This window comes from uncultured Shewanella sp. (assembly GCF_947501665.1).
GTDB lineage: Bacteria > Pseudomonadota > Gammaproteobacteria > Enterobacterales > Shewanellaceae > Shewanella.
Map to the genome: position 1 here is coordinate 1 of NZ_CANMWS010000002.1, position 26,055 is coordinate 26,055.

A 26,055-nucleotide genomic window follows, 5' to 3' on the forward strand; every position below is an offset into this window, starting at 1 on the left:
CGATTAGCTCAGCTGGGAGAGCACCTCCCTTACAAGGAGGGGGTCACTGGTTCGAGCCCAGTATCGACCACCATTATTGCCTTTTTAATGAGTCAATAATTCAATACAATACGCTGTAAAGAAAGTCCCAGGTCGATTAGCTCAGCTGGGAGAGCACCTCCCTTACAAGGAGGGGGTCACTGGTTCGAGCCCAGTATCGACCACCATTATCACCTATCAAATTCACATCAGTTTCATCATTTATTCTCTATTTAGTTTTATATTCCTCGACAAGAAAACCAATAGGCTATAATTAATACTTTAGTATTAGCGTTGAGCGGAGAAATCACCAATGACAGCGGATATCAGTCAATCAACATCAATTGAAAGCATTGCCTCCTATTTAAAAATAACGCATCAATATGATGAGAAAACAGCATTAATAGAAGCAAAACAAATGGTTCACGAACTTGTAGAAATGAGACAACAAGGTGTTATTACAGGCTGGTATTTCAATGAACAAGGAAAACTAGAACTTTTACCGACTGAAAAGAGTCATCGTACGATTTTAAAGTAAGTCCAAATCGGTAATATGAAGTATATGTTCGATCCAAAAGTAACAAGCTAAGAAGCTGACAAGCCAACTTTTGCCCTTTCAGGAACAGAAATATACTTAGCTATTAAAAGTAATGTCACAAACAAAACTGCCACAACACCTAATACAACACCATTCCAGCCCCAGTGTTGCCAAAATGGCAATAAATAAGGCCCGCCTAACGCCGCACCAATATAATAGATACATAAGTACAGGGCCGTGGCTTTCGATCTATGTTCACTCACCCTCATAGCAACCCAAGTGTTGCAGCTACTGTGTAGTAAAAAAAAGCCGAAAGCACTCACCAAAAAACCTAAAAAAATCATAAGGGCACTGTTGAATAAGGTTAACGATACTCCAAAAAACATCAGCCCTATACAAAATAATAAAACCCGTGACAATCCTAATCGTCGAACCCACCTTCCTGAACCATAAGAAGCAAACGTGCCACTGAGATAACATAAAAAAATAAAAGTCACCTCAAAACGCCCCCAGGAAAAAGGTTTAGCCATTAAGTGTAATTGAATATAACTAAATTGATTCACCATCACCATAAAGGCCAACCCACCAATACAATATACTAATCGCATTTTGACATCTTTAAGATGTATGACAAAACCGGCCATGTCCGCCTTACGCAAATACTGTGTTGACTGAGTGTTAATAGGCTTAATGAAACGACACTCAGGCAAATAATAGCTCGATAAAAAGCAACCGATTAGCGAAATAACAAACAAGAGTTGCATAGATTGAGGCCAAGTCAAATATTCAGACATGGTTCCCCCCAGTAACCGACCTAAGATTCCGCCTACACTGTTCACGGTAATATATATAGCTCCAGCTTTTAATAACGCATTTTGTCCTAATTCATCTTTAAAGTAAGCCATTGCAACAGCAGGTAACGCCGCAAGAAATACCCCTTGTATCATTCTCAATATTAATAACACAGAAAAGTCTTGAGTCCATATCATCAGAAAATCGAGCAATACGATTAAATATAGACTTACGATAGCAGGTGTTTTACGACCAATACGATCAGACATGATTGCAAAGGCTAATAAAGATATTGCTAGGGTGAAACTGGTTACCGATAAAAGTAAGGTTGCCTGACTCATGGAAACGATAAAGTGCTCAGCAATTAACGGTAGCATCCCTTGTACTAAATATAAGTTGATATATACCACCACGGATGCAATTGACACGCCTGTAATTAACCGCCTTTCTCTTTTCACTTGCTCCATTGCTAACATCGAGCTCAACCTGCATTATCATTTAGTAATAGACATAGTTTATCAATGCTATTAGCATAACTATAATAAATAAAAAGCATCCTACCTATACATTTTTGTTATGGATATAAAACAACTTAACCACTTAACAACCCTAGTCGATGAAGGCAGTTTTACTAAAGCAGCTAAACAATTGCACATTGCCCAGCCCGCCCTAAGCCAAAGCATTAAACGATTAGAGCTATCCTTAGGTGTTACATTAATCGATAGGCATTATCAGAGCCGAAATAAGCCTATAACCCTTACAGCAGAAGGTCATGTACTGCATACCCATGCCACGCTGATATTACAACAAGTACAGCAAGCAGAAGCACACATTAAATCTATGGCGAATTTAACCCGTGGTGAAGTGAGAGTCGCGGTATCAGGCATGCTGGGATCTTTTTATCTCCCCACACGATTAATGGCATTTAGACATCAGCACCCTAGCTTAAAACTATCCTTATTTGAAGGTGGTACTCGACATGCCCTTGCCATGCTTCAAAAAGAGGAAGTCGACATCGCTATCGTCAACTCAGACGATCTTACCGACGAATTTGATAGTCACTTATTATTACAGGAACAAATGGTCGCGGCTGTTGGTCTAAATCATCCCCTCGCGAGACAAAAAGAAATCACATTGACACAGTTTTTTAATCATGAGTTAGTCATGTTTCAGCCAGGTTACTTTCATAGAGAATGGATTTTAAAACAAGCTCAGCGCCTCAATCTACAAGCAAACATTGCTTTTGAGACTAACCTCATCAATCTCATCAAACAAGTTATTTCGCAAGAGTTTGCCATTACGAGTGTGCTGAATATGGTCATTAAAGATGAAACTGATATCTTAGCAAAGCCTTTCAGCCCACCTATGTTTTTAGATCTTCATATCGCTTGGAAAAAACAGCGCCCTATCAGCCAAGCCGATAGAGCATTTGTAAATTTTTTAATGGAGAATCGATAAATGCACTGAATACGTAATCCAACTCAAATTGCATCAGCTTGGTTTTCAGGAGTCGCCAGATTAAACGCCTCCAAAGCAAGGCAAGCTGCATTGATCCGCTGTATATTAGGATAAAGACTTAAATCAACGCCAAACCGCTGAGCATTATACACTTGTGGAACAAGACATAAATCAGCCATCGACACGTTATTACCAAAGCAATATTGGCCTGAGGTATGTGTCAATTGTGCCTCTAGAGCAGTAAACCCTTGTGCGACCCAATGTTGATACCAACGACTTTTCTCTTCATCATTGACGCTCAACTCATCGGTCAAATACTGTAATACTCTCAAGTTATTTAACGGGTGAATATCACAAGCTATCGACATCGCCATTGCTCGCACTTTTGCTCGCGCTAAGCTAGATGAAGGCAATAAAGGCTGATGAGGGTATACTTCATCTAAATACTCTAAAATAGCCATAGACTGAGTCAGCACTTCATCTTCTGATCCCCTATTTTCGTCATGAATGACAAAACTTGGCACTAACGCTTGAGGATTTAGTGCTAAATAAGCCGCTTTATGTTGCTCCCCGCCTTCCCTTACAAGGTGCACAGATAACTGCTCAACAGTAATATTTTTTAAATTTAATGCAATGCGCACACGATAGGCAGCACTTGAGCGCCAATATCCATAGAGCTTATTCATTTTACAGTCCTTCTTAACATCCTTTTTATAGCCAAACCACTTAACAGTACTGATTTAAGGGCCCATAAAAATGCATCATTCAAAGATACATTACCCTAGTAGTTGTTATGACCTTAAAATAATGCACCATCAAGTCGCTTGACTATAAGTTCGTTATTAGCAAGACAATGTCATTAACCTTGGTATTTCACTACTTTTTGATCAATGGCGCCAAAAATGGTGTGACCTTCATCATCAAACATTTCGATCCTCACTTTATCGCCAAATTGCATAAATGATGTACTTGCTACTCCATCAGCAATCACTTCCAACATCCTTTTTTCCGCAAGACAGCTTGAACCGGCACTGCGGTCATAATTCGAAATGGTTCCCGAGCCTATTATCGCCCCAGCACCTAAAGGCCGCGTTTTCGCAACATGAGACACAAGTTGGCTGAAATTGAAGGTCATATCGACCCCAGCATTAGGCTGACCAAACAGGGTATCGTTGAGATGAGTCACTAAAGGCAGGTGTACTTTAGTGTCTTGCCACTTTGCGCCCAACTCATCTGGCGTAATCGCCACAGGCGAAAAACTACTTGAAGGCTTAGCCTGATAAAAACCAAAACCTTTCGCTAATTCACCTGGGATCAAATTTCGCAGTGATACATCATTCACTAACATCAACAATTTAATATGCTGAGATGCATCTTCAGCCTTAACCCCCATAGGCACATCATCGGTGATCACAGCAATTTCAGACTCAAAATCAATTCCCCACTCTTCACTCGCTAAAGGAATATCAGCTTTAGGTTGAATAAAACAATCTGATCCACCTTGATACACAAGAGGGTCGTGCCAAAAAGTCTCAGGCATTTGCGCACCTCGTGCCTTTCTCACCAACTCAACATGATTGACATACGCACTGCCGTCAGCCCACTGATAAGCTCTTGGTAAAGGAGAGTGACATTTAGACTCATCAAACACGAGGCTGTTCTCGATTAACCCTTCATTTAAAGCATCATAAAGTTCTTGTAATTGAGGATAAAGCAGCGCCCAAGAATCCAGTAATTGCTGCATAGTATGCGCAATGGCTGGCACGGCGACGGCTTTCGATAAATCACGACTGACGAGCACTAGCTGACCATCACGTGTTCCGTTATCATAACTTGCTAATTTCATATGATCCTCGTTTTGTCAAAATATAAGACGATGCTTACTTAATGAACATGTTTTTTCTTTCAATGGCAAGAGCCTACCTTCATCCTTTAAGAGATAAAATTACATAGGTGAAAATTTATGAGTTAAAAAAAGAAAAAATACGTAAACTTATCATTACAATGATAGTCGTAATAAAGAATACAACCCCAAATAAGGCTGATAAATTAACCATTAAGCTGGCTTAGGTTTACTGATTTTATATTCTCTAAGCTTATTGGCAATGGCGGTATGAGACACACCTAACTTTCTTGCCAATTGTCGAGTACTGGGGTATGCCGGATAAAGTCGCCTCAAAAGGTTTGATTCAAATTGCTTCATAGCTTCATCTAAACAACCTTCGAACTCTTCATCAAAATAACCAAAACCTTCAGCATAAGACGGTAACTTTAACTGCTCAATATTTAACTCTGTATGCCCGTCCCACATAGACACGGCTCTAAAAATAGCATTCTTTAACTGACGTACATTCCCCGGCCATGCATACTCCAATAAATGCTCGCGACATGCCGCTGAAATCCGCCTAATAGGAATGGACAGCTGCTGACTATAATGTTCTAAAAACATTTCGGTTAAAGGAAGGACATCAATTTTTCGTTCCCGTAGTGCTGGCATATGAAAACTCAAAACATGGATACGATAGTAAAGATCTTCTCTAAACTCTCCATTTTGACAGAGCTCAGCAAGATTTTTTTGTGTCGAGCAAATTATTCTCACATCAACTCTGACTTCCTCACTCCCTCCAACTCTTCTAAAACTGCCATCTTGAAGAAAGCGTAATAATTTTACCTGAGCAGAAGCTGACATTTCAGCGATTTCATCAAGAAAAACCGTCCCTCCATCCCCCTCTTCAAAAAAACCTTTCTTAACGACAGCGCCTTTATTCACATAGCCAAAAAGCTCTTCTTCAGCGGCACTATCTGGCATTGCTGCACAGTTAATCGCAATAAAAGGACTTTCTCTACGCATACTAGCGTCATGGCAAGCTCTGGCCATTAATTCTTTACCCGTTCCAGTTTCTCCAGTAATTAATAAAGGTGCATCAAGCTGCGCCATTCGCCGTGCTTGTGCTAATACTGCTTTCATTTTATCACTGCTGGCTAAAACGGTTTCAAAACCAGAAGATTGATTTTGCAAAGCATTAAACTGTTTACCCACCCGCGCAGGAGATTTAAGCAATACAACAGCCCCTGCTAGAATAGACTCCTCAGGGCCGTCAGGAAGGTAAATAGGCAACATTTCAGCCAAGTATTCATTTTCACCTATAGTGACCCGTGTCGCTTGAGCTAATACTTGAGGCTCACTTAACCAGCGGCTAAAATTGACTCCTTGTACCCAATGATTCAATGGTTCATCTTGCACTTCTTGTTCTGACATACCCAAAGTCAGTAAAGCTGATTCATTGACAATGCAAATTTTTCCTTTTGCATCAAGAGAGAATACGCAATCAGGTAAAGTCTTCAATAACGTCTTAAGGGCATAATGCTCTTGCTCTGAGGGCATAAAAGACACGGTTCGAACATCATGTACTCCTTCGACTTTACGAATTAAAGGAAGTAATTCACTTAATATATCAAAATTAACTTCTGCGAATTGTAAATAAAGAAAACCTTGATTACTTGCATCAATGGCAAATAAATTAATGCTATAGCCTTCCATGATAGTTAAAATATCTTTTGCTAAACCAACACGATCCAAACAGCTGACTTCCAAACGCATAATTTACCCTTTCCTTTTCTATATCAACTCAAGTCATTCACAACTCGTCTAAACATAAAAATGAGTCGTTCACTAACATTGTGGTACTTAGGCGATTTAAATAAATTAAACCTAATATGAGGTGACATTGGATATTTAGTGCGTATACGGTAAAAGGTTATGGCGAGTGTGGCAAGCCTAGTTTACAAGGCATGCTAAAAAACAACAAAAAATGGCGCTGAAAGCACCATTTTATTCTTTATATCAAAGAGACTTGAAACTAAAAAATCATCAATATAAGCAGCTACTTACCACTAATTAATAATTCGTCAGTTTTCGCCGCCATAATAAAATCATTTTGATGTAAACCTTTCACTGAATGCGACCACCATGTCACGGTCACCTTTCCCCATTCGGTTAAAATGCCTGGGTGATGAAAGTCTGTCTCTGCAAGATCGGCTAATGCATTGGTAAATGCCATCGCTAATTTAAAGTTTTTGAATTTAAAAACCCGCTCAAGTTGCATCACACCATCACGCACAACCACTGCCCAATCAGGGATCATTTTAATCAAATTTGCCAGTTCTTCATCAGACACTTGAGGAGCTCCAACTTGGCAAGCCTCACATTGCATCTCAGCTAGTTTAGTCATTATTATTCCTTGCAGTTAACATAATAGCTAATCGCTATCTTTTTATGATGATACTTTCTTCTTTTGTTTAAACTTAGCAGGTAGTAAGCCCAATTTTATCGCCTCTTTCACGCACGCCATAATATCCATTTTTGCAATATCATCTAAGACACTAATATGGTCGATGGTATAATAAACCGGCTGCATGATATCAATACGATAAGGTGTTCGTAACACCTCAAGTAAATCAAAAGGTTTAATCTCAGGAATAGTGCCTGTGACATAAAGCGTTTCGCCGGGTGAACTTAAAATGCCACCACCATAAATTCTTAGCGTATCTGGAGCCGATTGAATAAGACCAAACTCCACAGTAAACCAGTAAAGCCTAGCCAAATACACTCTCTCTTGTGGCGAAGCCGCCAAGCCCAACTGCCCATACAAATGCGAAAAATGAGCAAATGATGGATTAGTTAATAAGGGACAATGACCAAAGATCTCATGAAAGATATCAGGCTCTTGAAGATAATCAAGCTCTTGTTTATTACGGATAAAAGTTGCAACAGGAAAAGATTTATTAGCCAAAAGCTCAAAAAATTTAGCAAAAGAAATCAATGCAGGGACAGCCGCCGTCTTCCATCCGGTTGTATTTAATAAAACCTTATCGATTTCACCTAATTGAGGGATCCTATCACTGGGCAAAGATAATGCATCTAAGCCTAAAAGGTATTCTTCACAAGCACGACCAGGCAATTTATCTAATTGGCGAGTATATAGCTGGCGCCAAATATCATGCTCATCTTGAGGGTATTGTATTAATCCATTTAAATCGGCATTACGCGCAATATATTGTGTTTTTGTATTCATCGTTTTTACACACATCCAGTTGCAACTCTTTTCATAGTTAACTAAAGCAGGCATTTTGTTAACCATGGGGAGATTAATTCTTTTGACTGAACATAATAATTCCGTAAACTTTTTGTTACACCTTTATGCAAGGCTATTATTTATCCATAGGATTGAACACATATTGAGTAATACAGATCGATTTTATTCATTACAGTTAAAAAACTGTTTTGATATATGTATTTTGTCCGTAATATAACTGCACTCTCTGTACTCTTTAAACATTAAGGAAGACAATGCAGTCAAATCAAATTCGTAAAGCCGTTATTCCAGTTGCGGGTCTAGGTACTCGTATGCTTCCCGCCACAAAAGCAATTCCAAAAGAAATGCTACCTGTAATGGATAAGCCATTGATCCAATATGTTGTCAATGAAGCTATCGCCGCAGGCATCGATGAAATAGTTCTGGTCACTCATGCCAGTAAAAATTCCATTGAAAATCATTTTGATACTAGTTTTGAACTTGAAGCTCAGCTCGAAAGCCGAGTAAAAAGACAATTGTTATCTGAAGTACAAGCTATTTGCCCAAGCCATGTTTCTGTCATTAGCGTACGCCAATCTCAAGCAAAAGGACTGGGCCATGCCATTTCTTGTGCTTATCCCGTTGTTGGCGATCACCCATTTGCCGTATTACTGCCCGATGTTATTATTGATAGTGCAAGTTGTCATCTGCATCTCGATAACTTAGCCGATATGGTGAAACAATATAATAAAACACAAATCAGCCAAATTATGGTTGAAGGCGTTCCGCAAGATCAAGTGGATCAATATGGCATTGCAGATGTCAATGGTCATCCATTATCACCCGGTGAGTCTTGCCCTCTTGCACAATTAGTTGAAAAGCCCAAAATCAGTGAAGCCCCTTCAAATTTAAGTGTGGTGGGCCGGTACATCCTTCCTCCGGAAATCTGGGGCTTACTGGCAAAAACCCCCGCAGGGGCCGGTAATGAGATCCAACTGACCGATGCCATTGCCATGCTCATGAACAAGCAAACTGTCAATGCCTATTATATGCAAGGTAAAAGCCATGACTGTGGTAATAAACTCGGTTATATGCAAGCCACTGTAGAGCATGCCATTCGACATAAAGAAATTGGTTCAGAATTTAAAGCATATTTGAAAAATCTCGTTAAGGACATGAAGATATGACCATTTTAGTTACAGGTGGCGCAGGGTACATAGGCAGTCATACTGTTGTTGAATTATTAAACACAGGCCATGATGTTGTTATACTCGATAACTTAAGCAATGCCAGTGTCAATGCATTGTCTCGCGTTGAGCAAATTACACAAAAAAGCGTGACGTTTTATCAAGGTGATGTCCTCAATAAAGCTTTTTTACAAAAAGTTTTTACCGATCACATTATTCATTCTGTTATTCACTTTGCAGGCCTCAAAGCAGTGGGTGAATCAGTTGAGCAACCTCTGCGCTATTATGACAATAATGTTACTGGTACGCTGACACTGTGCGAAGTCATGAATGAGTTTAATGTCAAAAATTTAGTTTTTAGCTCATCTGCCACAGTTTATGGCGATCCTGCTACATTACCTATTACCGAACATTTTCCCACATCAGCAACAAACCCCTATGGTCAATCTAAACTCATGGTTGAACATATTTTATCTGATTTATATCAAGCCGATAATACATGGAATATAGCAAGGTTACGTTACTTTAATCCTGTAGGGGCCCATGCCAGTGGGCTTATAGGCGAGGATCCAAATGATATACCCAATAACTTGATGCCATTCATTTCTCAAGTTGCAGTAGGCAAAAGAGACGCCTTGAGTATCTTTGGTAATGATTATGACACCCATGACGGAACTGGAGTGCGTGATTATATTCATGTCGTTGATCTTGCTCTTGGTCATCTTAAAGCATTGGAAAAGCTCAATACTCATCCCGGCCTCGTTACCTATAACTTAGGCACAGGTCAAGGCTATAGTGTGCTTGAAATGGTAAAGGCTTTTGAGCAAGCCTGTAATAAACCGATTCCCTTTCAAATGGTGGGAAGACGCTCGGGTGACATTGCTGCTTGCTATGCCGATCCGCAAAAAGCACGTGCAGAGCTTAACTGGCAAGCCAATCACACCCTCAATGATATGGTCATGAGTAGCTGGAAATGGCAATCGAACAATCCTAATGGATATTGCGATTAATCTCATTACAAAAAACTTAAATTGCAGTCGAGCCACGTATTTATCGACTGCATTGACTCAACGCACAAAAAACCACCAATAAGCATACTTTTCTATTTCACTTTATAAACATTTTCCAGCTTAAATTGTCTTATCATGCCGTATTCAGTGTTTGGGCTTACGCAATAAAAACGACTTTAATAGCCTTAAAAGTCAACTTGACGATTACAATTAAAGCAGTAATCTCGCTTATACATCTTTAATTTAACATCGTATACAGTTTTATTGTCATTTCATACCATAAAAACTCGATGTGATTGACTTTCAATTTTATTTAGCCAAAAAAATGACATCAGAGTGCCAAATTTTAGTGGTTTTCTTGACTGAATTTTAGCGTTAATATATTGCAAACCCTGCTCCCATGAAGATACATTCGATGTTCAAAAAAAGCAAAACAGGCGGACTCACCTTTATCGCCCAAGGTACAAAATTAACAGGTGATATACAATTTACTGACGAAGCACTCGTGTCCGGCGAACTACAAGGTACGATTCAATCGACCAGTAACATTAATATTGAACTTGATGGTTATGTAGAAGGCGAGCTTCAGTGTGTAGAACTCAGAGTTTCGGGCAGTTTTAAGGGGAAATTAAACTGTAACAAGCTTAACATTACCAGTACTGGACGTGTCGACGGTGAGGTTAATTGTCAGTCAATGGAAATTTTTGAAGGCGGACAATTTATTGGTATGCGGGTAAGAGAAAGTGCAGAACTTCTTTCAAATGCTTACTCTCAATCAGAGCCTGCCAAACAATTAGAAGAAAGTAGCCTAGTCAATTAAGGGGCTCTAATTAACAATACCAAGCCACTTGAAGCGACTCAAGTATCAGGCTAACTGGTTAAGTTAGCCTGATATCATCCTTCAAATTTTTAACCGCGCCTTTAATCGATTAAACAATCTTTTTTATACTCTTTGAGTAAACGCACGAACGCCTCCCCTTCTCTATCCAAGCTATCAAAAGGAATAAATAAGTGATATCCTAGGTATTTATTTAACATTAAACTTCGATGCCCAAACATCGCTAGCACCCCTTTATAACGTTCATTGTTCACTTCTAATGGCGTAAACTCAGCACCTAAATATGTCTCTAATGTAGCAATGTCTTCATCTTGTGCTGAAGCGGTCATTAATAAAGGACGTTGCTCTGTCAGCAAGCCCGTCGCTAATCGAGGTGAAATAGTATCCAGTATCGGATTAATTGATTTTACCTTTAACCCTACATAAGGCAAAGCTATCCATTCTCCATTGTGGTGTACATTTGGAATATCAATACGTTGAATATTGCGCCAATCTAACCTCACCTCACCTCGACGGTGAAAATAACATAAACCTTGCTGACTCAGAGACACTGTCGTATGGGGCTCAAGTTGCTTGGCCGCACCTAAAATGGCCACAATCATACCAACAGAAAAAAATACCAACCCGATAGCAAAATTGTCTTTACTGATCAGAAATAAACTGATCCCAATAATTAATGCAATACAACCAACCAAAGTTAGCGTGATCCCATTACGCTTTGAAAGTGGATGAATATTCATATTTGTTTAACCCAGCCGCTAGACCCTTTCATTTTTCGCTTCATTATACGCATTTACACACTTTATACCCGTGATACTTCAACGTCCTGAATCGCTATCGATGTTAATTTTTCACTTTCTTTGAAAAAACCACAAATTGTAAATCTTTCAACTTAATCATAAAAAATAATAACGTTTAACAAATTCAAAGATCTCTCATCAACAAACTGAAATTAATGATAAATATGATTACCTCGACGATAAGAGACCAAAATGTAAACAATAAAATATACAAAAGTCGTATTTGAATCACATTTTTATCTTTTCTATAAAATACATTTCTCCTATATACTACTGCCCAATAAAAAAAACACTTAACATACTGTCAGCATTAACGATTGAGACACAAATGAAATTTAAATTATTATCAGGGATCCTACTTTTAAGTATTAATTCTGTGCAAGCTGCATGGTGGGTTGAGCCAGACGATCTGGCCCTAAGAGCCGATATTCAACTCTTAGCCGACACAGGGATTATTCTTCAGCCCGTTACCACTTATCCTCTTATGTGGGCAGGCTTAAAACAAGACATGGATAAAGCCGACGTGAACACACTCACTGCTCGGCAAATGGCAGCATATGAACGTGTCACTCAAGCTTATAACAAAGACAATAAAGCTGTCGATACAAGTATCGAAATTGCTGCCGCTTCTGACACCACCCGCTTTATTGGATTTGGTCAAGATTACCGTGATAAAGGCCAATTAACCGTTAACGCTGATGTCACTAAAGATTGGTTTAGCGGTCGATTATCAGCCAGTTATCATGTCGACCCTATTGATGGCAACAGTGCTCGCTTAGATAATAGCTTTGCTGCTGTCATGCTAGGTAATTGGATTGTTAGTGCTGGCGTCCAGCAAATGTATTGGGGACCGGGTTGGGATACAGCTCTCCTTCAAACAACCAACGCACGACCCATGCCAGGCATTAGTTTGACGCGTAATAACAGTAACGCCCTTGAAACACCTTGGCTTAATTGGATTGGTCCTTGGACTTATACCGCCAGCTTTAGTCAAATGGAAAGCGATCGATATATCTCTGATACAAAGCTTTGGCGCACTCGAGCCACACTAAGACCTATTTCTAAATTAGAAGTGGGCTTTTCCTGGGCGATGCAATGGGGTGGTGAAGGCTATGGTAATAGTTTCAGTGATTGGTGGGACGGACTATCCAATGGCGGACAAAATGAAAATGATTTAGATAATGGTCAGGAAAACATGCTGGCCGGTTATGATTTTCGTTGGTCAGATACCGCCTATGGTATTCCCTATGGGATCTATTTTGAGCGTATCCACGAAGATTTCCATACTGAAAAAGTGAAACTCATTAACGCTTCCAATATGGGCGGCGTCGATGTATTCATTAGCCAATTAAACACACGTTTTTTCCTAGAGTACACAGATACAAAAGTCGCCTGTGGCGTAGACGCTAATGCTTATAACTGTATGTATGAGCATGGCTTCTATCAAGATGGTTACCGTTATTATGACAGAAGCATCGGCAGTACCTATGACAATGACTCTGAAACCTTAGTCTTTGGTGCCATTACTCAACTAGGTAACGATCAAAATATTACCAATAAACTGCGCTGGTTAAGGTTAAATGTTGACGGTATTGATACAACACGTCCAGATGGAGGAAATAAAGTGTCACCGGATCAATACGAGCGTATGTATCAATTTGATACCAGTTACCATAGACCGTTTTATAAAGGTACCCTTAAAGTCGGTGGTACCATTGGATACAGTCAATATGTCACCACTGGTGGCAATGATTGGGACAGTACAATCTACGCCGGTTGGGGACGTAGTTTCTAATATGCCCTTTTAAAATCAGCTATACATTGAAAAATATGCCTATTAACATAACCCCTGACCTACATCATCATTAATGGCAGGGGTTATTTTTTTGTTCATCCCACATTTGTTTTTTTCGATAAATCGTCGAGGCGCTGATCTCTAATAATGCAGCAGCTTTGGGCACATTACCATCACACAAAGCAACTGCAGCTTCAATAGTGCGCTTTTCTGATACCCATAAAGGTTGCACCTGATGGTCACCTTTTGCATGTGAGTCAGTCTGTTCATCAATTGACAACAAGGTGAGGTTTGACTCAAGACTGTTCTTCATGTCAAGTCGAGTTAACGGCTTTATTCCACGCTCAACTAATGATTGTTTCACCTGTGAAAGCTCACAGGGTAACATGGTTTCATCAATTAAGCTTCCTTGATTTAATACTACCATTTGCCTTATCACATTCTGTAACTGCCTGATATTACCTGGCCAATCATACTCTTTAAATAAACTTTCAACATCTGGTGTAAAGCCTCTAAAACACTTACCTTCTTCATTATTATACTCTTTTATAAAATGATTCGAGATCAACGTCACATCGTCTCCTCTCTCACGCAAAGGAGGTAAATCAATAGGAATAACATGTAAACGATAAAATAAATCCTCTCGAAAACGACCCGCTTTAACTTCTTCCCAAGGCACTCGATTCGTTGCACTGACAAAACGCACATCCACCACTTCTTCCTTGACTCCACCTACACGCTGAAACACCCCCGTTTGAATAAAACGTAACAGCTTACTTTGTAACTCTAAATCCATTTCACAAATTTCATCTAAAAAAAGCGTCCCTTTATGCGCACGACTGGCCGCGCCATCTCTATGAGATATTGCCCCCGTAAAAGCGCCTTTCCTATGCCCAAAAATTTCACTTTCCATTAGATCTTTTGGAATGGAAGCACAATTTAATGCCACAAAAGCTTCATTTTTACGATGACCTGCTTGATGGACTGCTTGAGCACACACTTCCTTACCCGTACCACTCTCACCAATGATAAAAACCGATGCTTTACTATTGGCCACATTACCAATGGTACGATAAACCGCTTGCATCAAAAGAGAGTCACCAATAAAGCCCATATAATGCACCTTTGGTAAACTATTTTCATAGGTCGACACTAAATTAATCAACTGACGATGTTCAAGGGCATGGCGAACAATAAAAGATAAACGCTTTGCATCAAAGGGTTTAATAAGAAAATCAAATGCTCCTGCTTTCATCGCTTCAACAGCAAGATCGACTGTGGCATGGGCAGTTATCATAATGACAGTGATATGTTCATACTGCTCACGCACATGCGTTAAAATATCCATCCCTGACATATCAGGTAACTGAATGTCTAACACCAATAAATCTGGTTGCCATTGCTCAAGCTCATGTAATGCATCGCTGCCATAATTCACATGAGTCACTCTGGCGCCTTCAGCCTTCAAATATTCAGTATAAAGTGCACCTAAAGACATACTATCTTCAATCAATAATGCGCTAAACGATTCTTTCACATCCATATTAGTACCTAAATTTAATAGTATGCTTCAACTTATTTATTCATAAAACGCTGTGTAAGTTGATTTATTGTCATTAACCCCAATTCATTAACCTTGGCCAACTGAGCTGAAACCAATCCAACATTTTGCTCAATAGCCACTTTTTCTAATTGCTTTACAGCTTCAAATAATACAGAGGCACCAAAACTGCCTGCACAACTTTTTAAAGTATGTGCTTGAAGCGCTATTCCATTAAAATTAATATTGCTATGCTCAGTGGGATTCAAAGACTCTGTTGAAAAAACCATGTTATTTAATATCTCAAGTCTATCTCTCAATTCGGTTAAAAAAACCTGCAGCATCTTGGACATAGATGCTGAACCAACCATATCAACAAGTTCAGATAGAATATGCTCATCTAGCACGGATTCATCACTAATAGGGAGTACAAATGACTTATCATTAAAGCGGCTCATAATAGTAATATCTCATCTAAGGCTAATATTAAGTTTAGCTGTTTTTGGCTCTTTCAATACGATGAAAGGTAATCCTCTAAATTACAAAATAAAAAACGGTATTATTCCATCAAAGGTTCAATCAAATCTCGAAGTTGGCATATTTCACCTACACTATAAAAACAGCAAGCGATAAACGTGATATTGAAGTAATACCTTAAAATCAGCCAAGGTGATGAGCTCTTCTAAACAAAGGAATGAATATAGGTCGCTTTATATGTGTGGAATATTTATAAGTAATGATCCCAGTATTACCAAAGATAAATTAAACATCATTGATAAAACATTAGCTTTTCGTGGTCCTGACTGTTCTTCAGGACTCATCGCATTTCATAACTGGAAAGCTTACCATTCAAGGTTATCAATCATTGATCTTGACAGTGGTGTTAATCAACCCGTACTTGATCATTTTGGCGGTATGCTCATTTTTAATGGAGAAATCCTCAATTATCGTGAACTAGGACATAAATATTTCGACCAATATTATCAAAGTGACACGCTATTACTCAGTGATTTAATCGCTCAACACAAACTCAATATTAACGAGCTCGATGGTTTTTTTGCCTTTGTCTATATCAATCAACAAGGTGAAATGACACATTGTGTTCGAGATAAATTTGGCGTAAAACCGCTGTTTATATTTAAACGGCAAGAATATATCACCATCGCCTCTGAACCTAATACATTAAAAACACTCTTTCAACTTGATATCAACCCTGCTGCAATCGAAGAGTATAAAACGGTTAGAGCGCCATTATTTAGTGGATCTTTCTTTAAGAATATCACTCAAGTTCCACCCGGAACATGCTTGATAAAAGGAGCATACTTTAATCCGTTAGATTATCTCGATGGTGAGTACAGAGAAGTCACTGAGTTTGAACTCAAAACAGCAGTATTAGCAGGAATAAAATCAAGAATGGTAGCAGATGCAAAAATAGGTTTATTACTTAGCCGAGGTGTCGATAGCCATTTATTAAAAGAATTCGGTGAATTTAACCAATATTATAGCATTGGCTTTAGTGGCGATGATGATATTGAATACCTTAAATCAGAGCATATTCACAATTTAACAATCCATGAATGTCAAAATGAAGAATATCGAGAGGAATTCAACATCTTACTGCAGCTCAGAGGGGAACCCATGTCAGTGCCCAATGAGGTTCTACTCGCAAAAATAGCCCGTCGAGCAAAAAAAGATGGAATGAAAGTATTATTGTCGGGGGAAGGCGCAGATGAATTCTTTGGTGGTTATGACAGAGTGTACCAATGGGCCTATAACTCACCCACCTTTGATATCGACAAATTTATTGCACTATATTGTTATTCAATTCCCGACAAAAACAGTTTATTTTATCAAAATATCACCGAATTATTTAACAAGCATTCTTTTCCCAGTACCTTTGAAGCAGTAAGATGGTTTTTCATCCGTTATCACCTACCGATATTATTTCGTCGATTAGATTTCTCACTCATGGCAGCAGGTATTGAAGGCCGAGAGCCATTAGCCAATATTCACACATTTACACTAGCTGCAAAAATATCTCCAGAGGTATTAATGGGAAAACAATTGGGCAAGATGCCTTTAAGAAACCTTATTGCGCCACTAAAAGGATCTGAATTTGCCTTTGAAAATAAAATTGGTTTCCCCGTTGATCTCACTGCCATTTTTAAACAAACAAAACATAAACAATCCTATCAAATTTGGTTTGAAGAAAACTTAAAGGTATTAAAATGATCATAGGTTATACAAGTGGAGTATATGATTTATTCCATGTTGGACACGTGAATTTATTAAGAAATGCCAAAGCCGTATGCGATAAATTAATCGTAGGCGTCACCATAGATGAACTTGTCATGTATAAAGGAAAAACATCTGTTATTCCCTATCATGAGCGCATTGAAGTCGTCAGGGCTTGTAAATATGTTGATGTTGCTATTCCGCAAAAAAATATGGACAAGGTCTCTGCCGCGAAAAAAAATCAAGCTCAATATCTATTTGTCGGAGATGATTGGTACGACACACCCAAATGGCAAGAATTTGAAACGCAATTAGCTTCAGTCAATTGCAGAGTTATTTATTTTCCATATACACAAGGTACATCAAGTACCTTGATCAATAGAACATTAATGGATTTAAGAAGCGATAAAACGGAGGAATAACGTTTATTCAATTACAGGATCAAGCCATTGTGTCCTGTCGATACGTGAACCAAAAAAAGTCGCTCCTGCTAATGTATGATGGCCATAATCATAAAAATATTTTTGATAATTGTCACTCATCGCATAACAAAGACGGTTTATTGTATTACAGATATAATCCATCCTATTAAGCACAATCAATTCAGGATATCTTTTTTGTAGTTGAAATAATAATGTATCCGACTTTTTATGTAACTGTTTCCTTTCTCTATGGGTATATTGTTCAAAGTGTTTTTGATTTATTTTTAAAATATCGTCAGTAGTAATATTATCAGCTCCCACTTTATCTAATAACAAATTAAACAAAAAATCTGCATAAGTTCTTCTACTAAACTCTTCGAATTCATAAATATTTTTCACAAAAACAATCTTTTTATTATCCCGTAAAACTTGGCTTACTAGTGTATTAAATACGGGCAAATCACTGGGTTTGTACTGGGATATAAACATGATGATATCAGCTAACTGATAATTCGGTGCCTGGTAAAATTCATGATTTATTGCATTTAACTCAGTACCAAAACGCGCAATTTGAAAACGTTCGTTTGACACTTGGCTATTTTTGAGAACATTATACATGTCCTTTGAATGAGAGTTACCGACAATTAATAATCGTTGCCGAGGATCGGTTAAATCAAACCATTGCGTATGGTCAACCTGATTATTGGTAACATCATAATCCTCATCTTGAGTACGCTCTTTTAGCCAATCCCATGATTGTAACTGTGGCCCCCTATTATCGGCGCGATACGCTTTCACAATAAGTTGTTTTTCTGGTGAAAAACGTCCATCAAAACTAAAGTAAACGCCTGTAACAATAAAGGTACTGCTTATTACAATAGCTGAAGAAAAAATATTCTTTTGACTGAAAACCTTTTTATTCCTAAAAGGCATTTCGACAAAACGCCAACTTAAATAAGCAAGAAAAATAGATGCGAAACATAACCCCATCATTAAACTAAAAGGCGGTTCAGTAAAGCTAAGGTATTTTGCAAAAGCAAATAAAGGCTGATGCCATAAATAAGCACTATAACTTATTAAACCTATACCAACAAAAGCCTTTAAACTTAAAAAGGCATGGACGAATGTTCCTTTCTGAGCAAATAAAATAATTAATAAAGTGCCCAATGTTGGCACTAAAGTATATACACTTGGAAAAGGAACCGTTTCATCAAATGCAAAAATAGCATAAAAGACGAGTATCAATCCCAATGAACTCAATAAATTTTTAATGAATAGACTCACATTTAACGTGTTATATCGATAAAAAAAACAAGCAGCAAACACGCCTAAGATCAATTCCCACCCTCGTGTCGGCAGTAAATAGAAGGCAGCATTAGGCGCATTATAAGCTCCCCACTCGGCCAAAACGAGACTGATTATAAAAACTATCGATAATAACATTAAAATCCAACGTAAACCTAAATGCCAAGTCCACATTAAAAACAGTGGAAAAAGAATATAATATTGCTCTTCTACAGCTAAGCTCCAAGTATGTAATAAAGGCTTCAACTCTGCTGCAGTATCAAAATAATCGCTTTCTAACCAAAATAAAATATTTGATGAAAACGTAGAAACTGCCACAACACTTTGAAAGAAGTCTTGCAAGTCCATCGGCATAAACCATGCCCAAGCAAAGGGGGTACAGACTAGAATAACAAAAAATAAAGCGGGTAATATACGTCTAGCTCGACGCTCATAAAAGGTAATTAAACTGAAACGTCCTTCATTCAGCTCAGCAAGAATAATGCTGGTAATCAAATAACCGCTGATCACAAAAAAAACATCAACCCCAACAAAACCACCGCTGAACAATTGAAATCCAGCATGAAATAAAATAACTGGGATAACTGCAACAGCCCTTAATCCATCAATTTCAGCGCGATAGTTCAATATCCATTACTCTATTAATATTTTTTATCCATCAAACAATAAAAAATAGAATGTCACAAACAGGCGTCCTAATCATGAGTATAAGCAACTTTCTTACTGTTCGCGAATACTTGAAAATCCCCCGTCAAAAAGATAAAAAACAAATCAACAAAATAATTGCTATTGTTATGTAAGGTCAGAAGGTTAATGGTAGAAAAATGAGCTCGAGTGAAGTGGTTCCTGAGTTTAAACATATTTCCATTCTCATTGCTGAAGATTCAAATACTCAGCGGTATATTCTCAAGCAATTATTAACCTCCATGGGACTGGATATAAGCAGTTGTGCTAATGGTCAAGACGCTTTATCAATGTTCAAAAAGTCACCTACAGACATCGTTATTACAGATTGGCATATGCCACTGATCGCCGGCCCCGAATTATGCCAAACATTAAAACAATTACCAAATATTCCTTACATCATCATGTTAACAAGCAATGTTGAAGATGAACATAAAGTCACAGGTATAGAATCTGGCGCAGATGATTATATGGCTAAGCCTTACCGTGCCAATATATTAAAAGTAAAAATTTTAGCTGCCGTTAGGCTAATTAAAATGCAAAAGCAATTAGAAAATAAAAATAAGCAGCTACACAGACTATTAAAAAAAGAGCAATCTTACCTGAAACAAATTCAACAAGACTTAGACAGTGCTGCTCGTTTACAACAAGCATTATTACCTCAGTCTCCACAGTTAAATGATGAATGGGAAATCGCCACCCATTTTCAACCAGCAAGTGATCTTGCAGGAGACATTTTTCAATGCATGAATATTGACGATTCTCATATTGGCTTCTATCTCCTCGATGTCACAGGCCATGGGGTCGCAGCTGCCATGCAAAGCTTTACTTTAGCCCAAAGACTTGCCAGTGACCGTTGTCCATGGGAACAACTTGATCCTGCTCTCATCGTCAATGAGCTCAATCAAGAATTTGAAGATCCTGAATCCATGGGAAGGTTTGCCACATTAATTCTTGGTATTTTAAATACCACAACCAGTCAAGTAAAGGTCACCAATGCAGGTCATCCCGATGCCATTATTATTGATGGCGATAACACGCGACTTATGAGTGTCAAAAGCCAGCTCCCCATTGGGGTGAGCAAAGATAATCAATATCAATACCAAGAGGTTTACTTAGAGAGGAAGCAAAAATTATTCATTTATTCAGATGGCCTATACGAATGTGTTCATCCCACTTTCGGTATGTTTGGACAAGAACGTTTATGCCAATTATGTTCCTCAGCCAGTGAATTGTCAGCCAAGCTCATGCTCCATCATATCAATCATGCCACCACTCTCTGGCAAGAAAATGACTTACAAGATGATATTTCAATGATGATACTTTGCCCAAAGTATTAATAAAAAAGGAATGGTTATGTTAAATTTTCAAATCAACTTAGATAAATCTAACATCAATCAAAGTAAAGTCTGTAATGACGTCGATAATTTTTTAAAATCACACATAACCCAGCAACAACGATTTAAGGTTATCACCTGCATCATGGAAGTATTAGCCAACCTTATAATGCATACTGATGATAGTCTTAATAAAGTCATTATTATTATTCATTGCGATATTGATAATATTGTCATTGATATACTCGATGATGCTAATTTTACTTTGCTAAAAGCCCCCGATGATTGCCCAGAAGCTGATCAACTTTCAGGAAGGGGCCTATGGATCTTAGAACAATGGATGGATGAAGTGAGTTTTCAACCAACGGTTTCCGGTACTCACCTCAGACTATCCCTTAAAAAAGAATAGAATGGCTAAAATTGATATCAATAATACTCTCAACTAAAAATAAATACCGCATTGTGATAAATACTAACTATATTTAAATATTATAAATACCCTTGAATGTCATCATCTTATTAGCATTCTTCAAGGAGGTGTAATAACTATCTCTATCTGGATTATTAATAACCATTTTCATTAAAAATAACGAAATTGATAAGATTAAAGCATAAGGAATGCACATGAAATTCACGCCATTAAAACAAGCAAACGCTTGCCTTATCACACTACCAAAAGAAATGCTCATGACAGAAACACCAACACTAAGAGCTGCTATCCTAAAACAGATCAGCTCTGGCGTCACTCGACTCATCATGGACTTACATCAAGTAGAATTTATTGATTCAAGTGGCCTCTCAGTCCTCATATCCGCAATGAAAAAAGCCAATCAAGAAGGAGGAGAAGTCGTATTACTGTCCCCATCTGATGGTGTAAGAGCATTAATTGAACTCACACGCTTGCATCAAGTATTCCACATTTATGAAAGCCAGCCTGCGGCCATAGACTATATTTGTGGTCCATTATCGGCCATCAAAGATCAGTGAATAGTTCTCTATGAGTGCTTTTTCATATAATCGCTTTATAAAGAAGAATTTGTTGATACGGCTATGTGTTGCCTTTATCACACTCTTGATTTTCACCTCATGCGTTACCCCACATACACCTCACATGGAAGAAATTTGTAGCCCTTATATTAAAGATAATGATGTGAATATGTTTCAGTGCCATTTCTATCCAGATAATATGCCCTATTTAAGAAATGCGCACCTACAATCAGAATCCAACCAATTAGTTTACCAACACAATCAACAGCGCAATTTATCCAACAGTCATCAGCCTCCATTGCCTCTCAAACATATTCTCTCTACGGGGGATAGACTCGATATAAAAATACTCAACGGAGAAGAATTTGCAGCAAAAGTTGAAATCGATACCAATGGATATATCTATCTGCCTTTTTTAGATCCCATTTATGCCTACGGGAAAGATATCAAACAATTAAAAAGAGACATTAAAAAGGTGTTAATTGATGAAAAACTCATGCATGCCAACAATATTAGGATCAGCATCAACCCATTATTATGGGCACCTATCGAAGTCACCGTTTCTGGAGCCGTGTTTGAACCTGGTCAACATCAGATAAACAGTCGTTCAGAGCTTGATATTATTGATGATGCCAGTGTGCACACAGGGGATCATGCATCAAGACGTAGCATTGCTCAGGCACTTAAATCATCCGGTGGAGTAAGCCCCAATGCCGATGTGAGTCAGGTAACCGTCACTCGAGGCTACCATACCTATTACTTTGATTTATCGGGTGTCATAACAGGCTCTCCGGTGCCATATTTTCCCCTCATCAAACACGACCATGTTCACGTCCCTGAACGTTATTATTTTGATGAAGATCTCGTTCGTCCTTCACAAATCACTGTACCTGGCATTCGTGTCTTTATTTCTAACCTGACTGTCCCCGCCACCAGTAATTCTCAATCAGCACTGGACACACAAGCTACTCGTTTTCCTTACGGTATAAGGCTATTAGGTGCGGCCATTGCCGGTAACTGCGTTGGTGGCGCTCAATCAACCAATGCCTCTCGATATATTCTTTTAACAACCAAGAATCCATTAACTCAAGAAATTGATGTTATTGAGCGTGCGATTGATACATTAATCACCCATGCTTGGGTGCCGGGCATGAATCCCGTTTTACTCCCCAGTGATGGTATTGCTTGTTATGACTCTCGCGTCACCAACTTTAGAGAAATAGTGCGCACTATCACAGAAGTCATTATCCCTGCCACATTGCTCGACTGGATAGGGAATCAAACGAAATGACACAAAAAAAAACGCAACATAAATCTCGTACATTTCTCTGGTTAAAAAATGCCATAGTTAATGGCAGTAACATGTCCAGTAAACATCGTCGGCAAGTGTATATTCAAACGGCAACAGCAGCATTAGTCTGTGTATGGATTATTGTCATTGCTGTGATTATTTTTACGCCAACGGCATATGTGAGTAAATGGACACTCATTTTACCCGGCCCAGGAGCTGGCGCCAATGTCAACCTTGAAAGTGTGGGGCAAGCAAGTAGCTCTTCCAGTTCCCCCTACTCCAACTCTGCTATCGATCCCAGAGAGAACTATAAAGCCATTGCCAGTACGAATACCATCTTAATCGACGCTGCTAAACGATTGAATTTACCAGCCTCTGAAGTAGGGAAACCCAAACAGAAATTACCCAGCCAAACAGGCATTATGCAATTTAGTATCAAAGCGTCTAACGGAAAACTGGCCCAAGAAAAAGCGTGGGCGCACTACCATAGTTTACAAGCCCTGCTCAGTCTATTGAGAACAGATGAAGTCAAACAAAGAGAAAACAGCATTAAAGTCGGTATGGAAGGCTTTGTCACTAAAGTCGGAGACAGTCATGAAAAAATTCTCGATTTTCAATCTCAAACAGGCATGATATCGACTGAGCAATTTAAAGAGCTGGCCTTAACGGTCGAAAAATTGCGCCACTCTCGCGTCAATATGGAAGCCAAACTGGTGGGGGTTGATGCCAGTATTAAAACATTAGAGCAACACTTATCATTAACAACTCTGCAAGCTTCTGATCTATTAAAGCTTAAAAACGATCAGCTTTATAGACAATTACTCATTAATTATGCTCAATCAACTGCCATGGTCGCGGAACTTGAAGGGCGTCACGGACAACAACACCCTAAACTCATTAATCAACTTAATAAACAAGCTTCTTTATTATTAGCCATGAAAAAACGCAGTCAATCGTTAATTGGCTATCAAGATGAGCGATTCATGTTAATGCTATCAGCAGATAATGCCGATGGAAGAGGTATATTAATTCAAGAATTGCTCAGCCTAACAACAGAAGCCGAAGGATTACGCAATGAACTCAATTCACTATCACAACAAATTATTGATTGGGATAATAAATTAATCGACAATAATGATGAAATAGCCAAATTAAATGATCTCAAAAGAGAGTATCAAGTCGCCACCGCCGTTTTTACCTCAGCACTGGCTAAAATGGATGTGGGTAAAGCTGATATCTATTCAGCTTACCCACTAATACAATTATTAGAACCCCCCAGCTTACCTTACCAACCCGATAAGCTTTATACCTTGCTTGCCCTTGTTGGAGGAATTGCAGCAAGCCTAAGCATATTAATTGGACTTGCTTTGTTATGGATTCGAAAACCTATACTCCAGAAAATTCTGACGAGCGATTAGTTTGGTACAGTCTCACCTGGACTTATGCATTTTGGCTGTTAGGTGCCATGTACTTTGTGGCGCCTATCATAGGCTGGATCCTTTTTTTAAGGATGTTAAAACGCATCATACTGGATAAAAAAAATTTCAGTTTTAGTTTTGCTAATCAATGTTGGTGCTTTGGCATGTTGGTCATGTTACTCGCACTTGTCATCGGTCATTTAGACTTCCAATTAGGCATACTCAAACTCATAAAATCAAGTATTGGATGGGCAAAAGGGTGGGCCTTAATTGCCTTATTCCCACTCATTGGCTCGCTCAACATCAGGCCTCATATTCTCTATCGGGCAACTTGCATTGTTTGTAAACACACTCTCATTGTGATGCCATTTTTCTTTATCGCATGGAAATTAAATTTGCCCGCTCATTTATACACATCCCCATTACGTTTTTTAGGTGGTTCAGGACCAGAGTATTTCAGCGTAACTTTGTATGAAATCGACCCTGGCAGTGGTACTCCTAGATGGCGACTGTTTACCCCTTGGGCACCTGCATTAGGCATGCTGGCAAATATGTTTTATATTTTCGCCACACAAGAAAAAAACCTTCGCTATCGATGGTATGGTTATGTGGGCAGCTTAGTAATGATCTTAGTCTCCCAATCTCGGCTCGCCTTAGCTTGCTATTTAATTTTAATGGCCTACTTTTGTGTCATTCGTTGGTATAAATCGCCCTATTTATACTTTATTGCCAGCCCTGTAGTCCTATTATTGGGTATATTTGGAGTGCAATTTATCGATAAAATTGAACAAACATTAGGTGCAATAAAAGCTGCAAGAGCAGGATCAACACGAGTCAGGAAACATCTGGGGGATATCGCTGTCCAACGCTGGTATAACGAAGCCTTCACTTGGGGACACGGTATCGTAGAGAAAGGTCCACATTTAGTTGAATATATGCCCATAGGCACTCATCATACTTGGTATGGACTGCTTTTTGTCAAAGGCATCGTTGGGGCTATTTCACTCGCTATCCCTTTCTTGGTGAGTTTTGGTATTCTTATTCGCTATATTCACCAATCAAGCACAATCCAAGTCGCTTTAGCTTTTCTCGTCCAGCTCTTTCTATATACTTTTGGAGAGAACTTAGAAACTTTAGCTTACCTATACTGGCCAGGGTTGATAATATTGGGCGTCGCCTTTAAAGAAATAGAGCACAACAAAAGTAAAACACATCACCCATAGGCAAAGTCTGCCTCCTCAACATTTTCCTGATCACCAAAAAATAAGAAAAAAATTTTATCACCTATACTTAAGTGTATTGAACTGTATTCCCCCATTTTAGAG

At 38.6% G+C, this 26,055-nt stretch carries 24 protein-coding genes and 1 tRNA gene; 15 read left to right on the forward strand and 10 right to left on the reverse strand.

Translation table 11 applies throughout. From position 1 onward, the window contains the following. Window positions 1-130 precede the first annotated feature (130 nt). Together Q0976_RS01515 and Q0976_RS01520 are read left to right on the forward strand one after the other, a co-directional pair. A tRNA-Val gene (locus Q0976_RS01515) sits at window positions 131-206 on the forward strand. Between the two features lie 125 nt (window positions 207-331). Continuing rightward, the gene (locus Q0976_RS01520; RefSeq protein WP_299490193.1) at window positions 332-556 is read left to right on the forward strand and encodes a hypothetical protein; all 225 of its coding nucleotides are present in this window, start codon (window positions 332-334) and stop codon (window positions 554-556) included. A 47-nt stretch (window positions 557-603) separates the two neighbouring features. Here the strand turns inward: Q0976_RS01520 and Q0976_RS01525 are convergent, their stop codons facing one another. Then, a complete protein-coding gene (locus Q0976_RS01525) occupies window positions 604-1,824 on the reverse strand; it encodes an MFS transporter (protein WP_299490196.1) in 1,221 nt (406 codons plus the stop codon). Window positions 1,825-1,924: 100 nt separating this feature from the next. Here Q0976_RS01525 and Q0976_RS01530 point away from each other — a divergent pair, with 100 nt between their 5' ends. Beyond that, the gene (locus tag Q0976_RS01530; protein ID WP_299490198.1) at window positions 1,925-2,806 is read left to right on the forward strand and encodes a LysR family transcriptional regulator; all 882 of its coding nucleotides are present in this window, start codon (window positions 1,925-1,927) and stop codon (window positions 2,804-2,806) included. A gap of 23 nt (window positions 2,807-2,829) precedes the next feature. Here Q0976_RS01530 and maiA read toward each other — a convergent pair whose 3' ends face one another. From maiA to phhA, 5 genes are all read right to left on the reverse strand, one after another. Beyond that, window positions 2,830-3,492: a maleylacetoacetate isomerase gene (gene maiA, locus Q0976_RS01535; protein WP_299490201.1), complete on the reverse strand. Its 663-nt coding sequence runs from the start codon at window positions 3,490-3,492 to the stop codon at window positions 2,830-2,832. Between the two features lie 173 nt (window positions 3,493-3,665). After that, window positions 3,666-4,652 carry a fumarylacetoacetate hydrolase family protein gene (locus Q0976_RS01540; protein WP_299490203.1) on the reverse strand — a complete coding sequence of 329 codons (987 nt, stop codon included), beginning with the start codon at window positions 4,650-4,652 and terminating at the stop codon, window positions 3,666-3,668. Window positions 4,653-4,862: 210 nt separating this feature from the next. Then, window positions 4,863-6,407 (reverse strand): transcriptional regulator TyrR, encoded by a 1,545-nt coding sequence (gene tyrR / locus Q0976_RS01545; RefSeq protein ID WP_299490205.1) that lies wholly within the window; start codon window positions 6,405-6,407, stop codon window positions 4,863-4,865. Window positions 6,408-6,690: 283 nt separating this feature from the next. After that, on the reverse strand, window positions 6,691-7,038 hold the full coding sequence (locus tag Q0976_RS01550; protein WP_299490207.1) for a 4a-hydroxytetrahydrobiopterin dehydratase: 348 nt from the start codon (window positions 7,036-7,038) through the stop codon (window positions 6,691-6,693). A gap of 42 nt (window positions 7,039-7,080) precedes the next feature. Next, entirely contained in the window at window positions 7,081-7,881 is an 801-nt protein-coding gene (gene phhA / locus Q0976_RS01555; RefSeq protein ID WP_299490209.1) for a phenylalanine 4-monooxygenase, read from the reverse strand. Window positions 7,882-8,156: 275 nt separating this feature from the next. On the opposite strand from phhA, the gene galU reads away from it, so the two are divergent. From galU to Q0976_RS01570, 3 genes are all read left to right on the forward strand, one after another. Next, complete coding sequence (gene galU, locus Q0976_RS01560) at window positions 8,157-9,068, forward strand: UTP--glucose-1-phosphate uridylyltransferase GalU (RefSeq protein WP_299490210.1); 912 nt, start codon at window positions 8,157-8,159, stop codon at window positions 9,066-9,068. Beyond that, window positions 9,065-10,078 (forward strand): UDP-glucose 4-epimerase GalE, encoded by a 1,014-nt coding sequence (gene galE / locus Q0976_RS01565; RefSeq protein ID WP_299490212.1) that lies wholly within the window; start codon window positions 9,065-9,067, stop codon window positions 10,076-10,078. Before galU ends, galE begins: the two co-directional genes overlap by 4 nt. A gap of 415 nt (window positions 10,079-10,493) precedes the next feature. Further along, window positions 10,494-10,898, forward strand: coding sequence for a polymer-forming cytoskeletal protein (locus tag Q0976_RS01570; RefSeq protein ID WP_299490214.1), 405 nt, complete (start codon window positions 10,494-10,496; stop codon window positions 10,896-10,898). A gap of 101 nt (window positions 10,899-10,999) precedes the next feature. Here Q0976_RS01570 and Q0976_RS01575 read toward each other — a convergent pair whose 3' ends face one another. After that, window positions 11,000-11,656, reverse strand: coding sequence for a DUF2982 domain-containing protein (locus Q0976_RS01575; protein ID WP_299490216.1), 657 nt, complete (start codon window positions 11,654-11,656; stop codon window positions 11,000-11,002). Between the two features lie 388 nt (window positions 11,657-12,044). On the opposite strand from Q0976_RS01575, the gene Q0976_RS01580 reads away from it, so the two are divergent. Further along, entirely contained in the window at window positions 12,045-13,511 is a 1,467-nt protein-coding gene (locus tag Q0976_RS01580; RefSeq protein WP_299490218.1) for a capsule assembly Wzi family protein, read from the forward strand. A 70-nt stretch (window positions 13,512-13,581) separates the two neighbouring features. Here the strand turns inward: Q0976_RS01580 and Q0976_RS01585 are convergent, their stop codons facing one another. Together Q0976_RS01585 and Q0976_RS01590 are read right to left on the reverse strand one after the other, a co-directional pair. Further along, window positions 13,582-15,054, reverse strand: coding sequence for a sigma-54 dependent transcriptional regulator (locus Q0976_RS01585; protein WP_299490220.1), 1,473 nt, complete (start codon window positions 15,052-15,054; stop codon window positions 13,582-13,584). A 32-nt stretch (window positions 15,055-15,086) separates the two neighbouring features. Next, complete coding sequence (locus Q0976_RS01590; protein ID WP_299490222.1) at window positions 15,087-15,509, reverse strand: Hpt domain-containing protein; 423 nt, start codon at window positions 15,507-15,509, stop codon at window positions 15,087-15,089. A gap of 256 nt (window positions 15,510-15,765) precedes the next feature. Here Q0976_RS01590 and Q0976_RS01595 point away from each other — a divergent pair, with 256 nt between their 5' ends. Both Q0976_RS01595 and Q0976_RS01600 read left to right on the forward strand, forming a co-directional pair. After that, a complete protein-coding gene (locus tag Q0976_RS01595) occupies window positions 15,766-17,283 on the forward strand; it encodes an asparagine synthetase B (protein WP_299490224.1) in 1,518 nt (505 codons plus the stop codon). Beyond that, window positions 17,280-17,708 (forward strand): adenylyltransferase/cytidyltransferase family protein, encoded by a 429-nt coding sequence (locus tag Q0976_RS01600; RefSeq protein ID WP_299490226.1) that lies wholly within the window; start codon window positions 17,280-17,282, stop codon window positions 17,706-17,708. Before Q0976_RS01595 ends, Q0976_RS01600 begins: the two co-directional genes overlap by 4 nt. A 3-nt stretch (window positions 17,709-17,711) precedes the next feature. Here Q0976_RS01600 and Q0976_RS01605 read toward each other — a convergent pair whose 3' ends face one another. Continuing rightward, window positions 17,712-19,640: an acyltransferase family protein gene (locus Q0976_RS01605; protein ID WP_299490228.1), complete on the reverse strand. Its 1,929-nt coding sequence runs from the start codon at window positions 19,638-19,640 to the stop codon at window positions 17,712-17,714. 197 nt (window positions 19,641-19,837) lie between these two features. On the opposite strand from Q0976_RS01605, the gene Q0976_RS01610 reads away from it, so the two are divergent. The 6 genes from Q0976_RS01610 (at window position 19,838) to Q0976_RS01635 (ending at window position 25,953) form a co-directional block, all read left to right on the forward strand. Then, window positions 19,838-21,037, forward strand: coding sequence for a SpoIIE family protein phosphatase (locus tag Q0976_RS01610; RefSeq protein WP_299490230.1), 1,200 nt, complete (start codon window positions 19,838-19,840; stop codon window positions 21,035-21,037). Window positions 21,038-21,053: 16 nt separating this feature from the next. Further along, window positions 21,054-21,443 carry an ATP-binding protein gene (locus Q0976_RS01615; RefSeq protein WP_299490232.1) on the forward strand — a complete coding sequence of 130 codons (390 nt, stop codon included), beginning with the start codon at window positions 21,054-21,056 and terminating at the stop codon, window positions 21,441-21,443. Window positions 21,444-21,658: 215 nt separating this feature from the next. Then, window positions 21,659-22,021, forward strand: a complete 363-nt coding sequence (locus tag Q0976_RS01620) for an STAS domain-containing protein (protein ID WP_299490234.1) — start codon at window positions 21,659-21,661, stop codon at window positions 22,019-22,021. A 169-nt stretch (window positions 22,022-22,190) separates the two neighbouring features. Further along, entirely contained in the window at window positions 22,191-23,312 is a 1,122-nt protein-coding gene (locus Q0976_RS01625; RefSeq protein WP_299490640.1) for a polysaccharide biosynthesis/export family protein, read from the forward strand. Next, window positions 23,309-24,730 carry an exopolysaccharide biosynthesis protein gene (locus tag Q0976_RS01630; RefSeq protein ID WP_299490236.1) on the forward strand — a complete coding sequence of 474 codons (1,422 nt, stop codon included), beginning with the start codon at window positions 23,309-23,311 and terminating at the stop codon, window positions 24,728-24,730. The genes Q0976_RS01625 and Q0976_RS01630 overlap by 4 nt, the downstream gene beginning before the upstream one ends. After that, window positions 24,685-25,953: an O-antigen ligase domain-containing protein gene (locus Q0976_RS01635; RefSeq protein ID WP_299490238.1), complete on the forward strand. Its 1,269-nt coding sequence runs from the start codon at window positions 24,685-24,687 to the stop codon at window positions 25,951-25,953. Before Q0976_RS01630 ends, Q0976_RS01635 begins: the two co-directional genes overlap by 46 nt. Window positions 25,954-26,055: the final 102 nt, after the last annotated feature.

Bases quoted from the DNA above. Each gene is read 5' to 3' on its own strand.
- Q0976_RS01520 (WP_299490193.1), top strand. From the start codon at position 332: ATGACAGCGGATATCAGTCAATCAACATCAATTGAAAGCATTGCCTCC.
- Q0976_RS01525 (WP_299490196.1), bottom strand. From the start codon at position 1,824: ATGTTAGCAATGGAGCAAGTGAAAAGAGAAAGGCGGTTAATTACAGGC.
- Q0976_RS01530 (WP_299490198.1), top strand. From the start codon at position 1,925: ATGGATATAAAACAACTTAACCACTTAACAACCCTAGTCGATGAAGGC.
- maiA (WP_299490201.1), bottom strand. From the start codon at position 3,492: ATGAATAAGCTCTATGGATATTGGCGCTCAAGTGCTGCCTATCGTGTG.
- Q0976_RS01540 (WP_299490203.1), bottom strand. From the start codon at position 4,652: ATGAAATTAGCAAGTTATGATAACGGAACACGTGATGGTCAGCTAGTG.
- tyrR (WP_299490205.1), bottom strand. From the start codon at position 6,407: ATGCGTTTGGAAGTCAGCTGTTTGGATCGTGTTGGTTTAGCAAAAGAT.
- Q0976_RS01550 (WP_299490207.1), bottom strand. From the start codon at position 7,038: ATGACTAAACTAGCTGAGATGCAATGTGAGGCTTGCCAAGTTGGAGCT.
- phhA (WP_299490209.1), bottom strand. From the start codon at position 7,881: ATGAATACAAAAACACAATATATTGCGCGTAATGCCGATTTAAATGGA.
- galU (WP_299490210.1), top strand. From the start codon at position 8,157: ATGCAGTCAAATCAAATTCGTAAAGCCGTTATTCCAGTTGCGGGTCTA.
- galE (WP_299490212.1), top strand. From the start codon at position 9,065: ATGACCATTTTAGTTACAGGTGGCGCAGGGTACATAGGCAGTCATACT.
- Q0976_RS01570 (WP_299490214.1), top strand. From the start codon at position 10,494: ATGTTCAAAAAAAGCAAAACAGGCGGACTCACCTTTATCGCCCAAGGT.
- Q0976_RS01575 (WP_299490216.1), bottom strand. From the start codon at position 11,656: ATGAATATTCATCCACTTTCAAAGCGTAATGGGATCACGCTAACTTTG.
- Q0976_RS01580 (WP_299490218.1), top strand. From the start codon at position 12,045: ATGAAATTTAAATTATTATCAGGGATCCTACTTTTAAGTATTAATTCT.
- Q0976_RS01585 (WP_299490220.1), bottom strand. From the start codon at position 15,054: ATGGATGTGAAAGAATCGTTTAGCGCATTATTGATTGAAGATAGTATG.
- Q0976_RS01590 (WP_299490222.1), bottom strand. From the start codon at position 15,509: ATGAGCCGCTTTAATGATAAGTCATTTGTACTCCCTATTAGTGATGAA.
- Q0976_RS01595 (WP_299490224.1), top strand. From the start codon at position 15,766: ATGTGTGGAATATTTATAAGTAATGATCCCAGTATTACCAAAGATAAA.
- Q0976_RS01600 (WP_299490226.1), top strand. From the start codon at position 17,280: ATGATCATAGGTTATACAAGTGGAGTATATGATTTATTCCATGTTGGA.
- Q0976_RS01610 (WP_299490230.1), top strand. From the start codon at position 19,838: ATGAGCTCGAGTGAAGTGGTTCCTGAGTTTAAACATATTTCCATTCTC.
- Q0976_RS01615 (WP_299490232.1), top strand. From the start codon at position 21,054: ATGTTAAATTTTCAAATCAACTTAGATAAATCTAACATCAATCAAAGT.
- Q0976_RS01620 (WP_299490234.1), top strand. From the start codon at position 21,659: ATGAAATTCACGCCATTAAAACAAGCAAACGCTTGCCTTATCACACTA.
- Q0976_RS01625 (WP_299490640.1), top strand. From the start codon at position 22,191: ATGTTTCAGTGCCATTTCTATCCAGATAATATGCCCTATTTAAGAAAT.
- Q0976_RS01630 (WP_299490236.1), top strand. From the start codon at position 23,309: ATGACACAAAAAAAAACGCAACATAAATCTCGTACATTTCTCTGGTTA.
- Q0976_RS01635 (WP_299490238.1), top strand. From the start codon at position 24,685: ATGGATTCGAAAACCTATACTCCAGAAAATTCTGACGAGCGATTAGTT.